This window comes from Rhodococcus sp. BS-15 (assembly GCF_000813105.1).
Taxonomy (GTDB): Bacteria; Actinomycetota; Actinomycetes; order Mycobacteriales; family Mycobacteriaceae; genus Rhodococcoides.
Window position 1 is genome coordinate 1 of the sequence record NZ_BAOX01000437.1, and the last position, 2,838, is coordinate 2,838.

A 2,838-nucleotide genomic window follows, 5' to 3' on the forward strand; every position below is an offset into this window, starting at 1 on the left:
TGTCGGTACGGGTCGACGGTGGCCGGTGGTATGAACCACGGGTGGTTGTCGGTGCCGATGAACACTTCCCAGTCGGAGTGGTGCATAAGTCGGTGGTGGAATCGGCAGAGTAGGACGAGGTTGTTCATGTCGGTGGGGCCGCCGTCTGCCCAGTGCCAGATGTGGTGCGCCTCGGTCCAGGATGCGGGTTTGCCACAGCCGGGGAATGCGCAGGTGTGATCTCTCGCGATGAGGGCTTTGCGTTGTTTGGCGGTGACGGTGCGGGCGGTGCGGGCGAGATTGATCGGGGATCCGTTCTCGTCCATGACGATGGCGGTGAGAATGCAGTCGCAGGCCAACTGCCGGGAGGTGTTGCGGGAGAGTGGTCCCATCCACGGCAGCCAGCCGACCGTGGTGCCGTCGCCTAACAAGTCTCGATACGCGCCGCGATCGGCGGCAGTGGCTGGTTCCGGCTCGGTTGCTGAGTCAGGGGTGATGGGGTGTCCGGTGTTGATGTCGACCGGATCGACTGTGTCGGTGTCGGATTCGGTTGTGCTGCGAGTGTTCTCGTCGTCTGCGATGTCGTCGGCGTCGGCACTGTCGCGGAGGTCGGTGAGATCGCGCAGGGTGATGTGCAGGTTGAGGTGTGGCCTCTCACCGCCTTCGGTGGGGCGATTGCTCGAGGCGAGGTACTGGTCGAGGATGTGTCCGAATGCGTCGGCGCGACGTTTGGCGGGGCTGCGGTCGTCGTCGGTGCCGTCTGCGGCGGGGCGGGGTTCGGTCAACGGCGAGAGTGCGGTGAGGAGCTTTTCTCCGGTGATCGCATCGAAGTCTCCCTTGAGTACCAGTCGCCCGTTCAGGGTTTTCGAGGCGAAGAATTCGTTGCGGTCGGTGTCCTCGGCGGGTGGTTTCTTGTTGCCGAAGCTGTCTTCGAGTCTGGTGATCGCTGCACGAATCCGGCCGGTGCGCGCTTCGGGCCCGGTGGCGGCGGCGATCAGAGCTTTACGCGCGACATCGTGCCCCTCATCCGGCAGGTTCTCCGGGGGTGTTTCGGCGAAAGTGAGAATCAGCGCGGCGTGATCGACGGACATGACGCCGGTGTTCAGGGCGTCGGCGATGTCGGGAAACGCAGCCATGCCGCGGGCCAGGGCCACGATCTTGTTCGCTTTGGAGGGCGAGAGCAGGGTGGTGGAGGTCAGCCATCCGGCGGGTCCGGGAAAGCCGAGTTTCTCCCGCGAGACGCGAGCGTCGATCTCGGCGACGAGAGCGATCCGCCGGGCTTCCAACAGCTGGATCTGGTGGGAGACCGCAGCGGCGTCGGCGAGGAGTTCGCTCTCGCTCAGTTGCCAGATCGCTGCGGTCATGGAAGCAAGTGTATCGAACATGCGTTCGACTGGCAACCTTAGTGCAATCGAAAACTATTGCCCTGCTTAACTATTCGCTATTCAGAACCTGTCGGTGGGGTGTGGTATCGGAGACGGAACCGGATACGAGAGTTCCCTGGTGATAGAGGATTTTCCAATCACCCTCGCGTCGCTGCCACAACGTCGTCCTGCGGGTGAGTCTGTCGTGCTGCTCGAGCAAGTAGGTCAGCAAATAAGTGTTCGATGCGATCTCGCGGAGCTCGAATGCACTGGTCGTCCAGTCGGAGTCGTGTCGCCCGGTGGGGTCCGACGCATATCGCTGCCCGAGAACAGCCCAGACGTGTTCGCGGCTGTAGCGACGACCGGAGGCACCGGTCTCCCAGAAGTTCACATCCGTGAGCCGATCGAAGTCCTCGCGCGTGGTGCCGAACTCGCGGCGGTGGAAGATCGGTTCACGTCGTTCGAGCTCAGCCAGTACCAGTTCAAGGGTTGCGTCACAGTCGGGCTCGCTCTCGGTATCGGTCACGGCGTCGAGTATCCACAACCGATGCCACGAGATCATCCCGCCGTCAGCCGATCGTCCCCAGTGACGCGAGGGTTTTCACCACAGCCCGTGCGGCTTCTGCACCTTTGGTTTCGAGGTGGGCGGTGAAGAAGGCGTTGTGGTCGGAGTGTTCGTGGAAGTGATGGGGAGTGAGCACCACCGAGAACACCGGCACATCGGTGTCCAGTTGCACCCGCATGAGGCCGTCGATGACCGCCGTTTCTACGAAGTCGTGTCGATAGATTCCTCCGTCGACGACCAGCGCGGCGGCGACGATCGCCGAGTACTTCCCGGTCTTCGCCAACCGCTGGGCGTGCAGCGGGATCTCGAATGCCCCCGGCACCTCGAAGACGTCGATACGAGTATCGCCCTGGCCCAGCCGCTCGAGTTCGGCGGCGAATCCCACTCGTGCGCGATCGACGATGTCCAGGTGCCAGCTGGCGTGGACGAAGGCAATGGATCCGGCTAGTGGAGTGGTCATGGATGCGATGCTAGCGGTAACGCTCGTCGAGCAAGTCGAGTGTCGCGCCATCGAATTCGCCGCCGAAATACTTCTGCAACACTTCACCGAAAACGGACTGGCCCTTGGTAGCTTCGGCGAAAAGCGTCATGGACGAATGCAGTTTCAGATTGTCGGGGTAACCGAAGATCTCGTCTACCGTTCGACCCTCGATTCCGACGGTCAGCCGGGCCGCCTTCTTCAGACGCGGACCCAGCACCTCGTGGGACAGATACAGTTCCGCCTCCGTCAGGTCGGCGATGCCGAAGTGCTGAGCAGTCGCACTCCGTCCCAACCCCGCCAACTGCGGGAACACGAACCACATCCAGTGGGTGTGCTTCCTCCCTGCCTTCAACTCCTGCGTCACTGCACTCCACACGGGATCCTGGGCGTCGACGAAGCGTTGCAGGTCGTATTCGGTCATGCCACTCAACCTAATGGGACTTGATCGG

4 protein-coding genes are annotated in these 2,838 nt (G+C 62.4%); all 4 read right to left on the minus strand.

Going from position 1 to position 2,838, the window contains the following annotated elements; translation table 11 throughout:
- Nucleotides 1-1,343, minus strand: a 1,343-nt coding sequence (locus RHBS_RS26390; protein WP_145977624.1) for an HNH endonuclease signature motif containing protein, incomplete at its 3' end; no start/stop codon positions are given.
- Nucleotides 1,344-1,413: 70 nt separating this feature from the next.
- Nucleotides 1,414-1,905 carry a DUF4440 domain-containing protein gene (locus tag RHBS_RS26395; protein WP_237669786.1) on the minus strand — a complete coding sequence of 164 codons (492 nt, stop codon included), beginning with the start codon at nucleotides 1,903-1,905 and terminating at the stop codon, nucleotides 1,414-1,416.
- Between the two features lie 7 nt (nucleotides 1,906-1,912).
- The gene (locus tag RHBS_RS26400) at nucleotides 1,913-2,368 is read right to left on the minus strand and encodes a 6,7-dimethyl-8-ribityllumazine synthase (RefSeq protein ID WP_121873271.1); all 456 of its coding nucleotides are present in this window, start codon (nucleotides 2,366-2,368) and stop codon (nucleotides 1,913-1,915) included.
- 10 nt (nucleotides 2,369-2,378) lie between these two features.
- Nucleotides 2,379-2,810, minus strand: a complete 432-nt coding sequence (locus RHBS_RS26405) for a DUF1810 domain-containing protein (RefSeq protein WP_121873272.1) — start codon at nucleotides 2,808-2,810, stop codon at nucleotides 2,379-2,381.
- Nucleotides 2,811-2,838 lie beyond the last annotated feature (28 nt).

Coding starts and splice junctions, on each gene's coding strand:
- RHBS_RS26400 (WP_121873271.1), bottom strand. CDS start 2,368: ATGACCACTCCACTAGCCGGATCCATTGCCTTCGTCCACGCCAGCTGG.
- RHBS_RS26405 (WP_121873272.1), bottom strand. CDS start 2,810: ATGACCGAATACGACCTGCAACGCTTCGTCGACGCCCAGGATCCCGTG.
- RHBS_RS26395 (WP_237669786.1), bottom strand. CDS start 1,905: ATGATCTCGTGGCATCGGTTGTGGATACTCGACGCCGTGACCGATACC.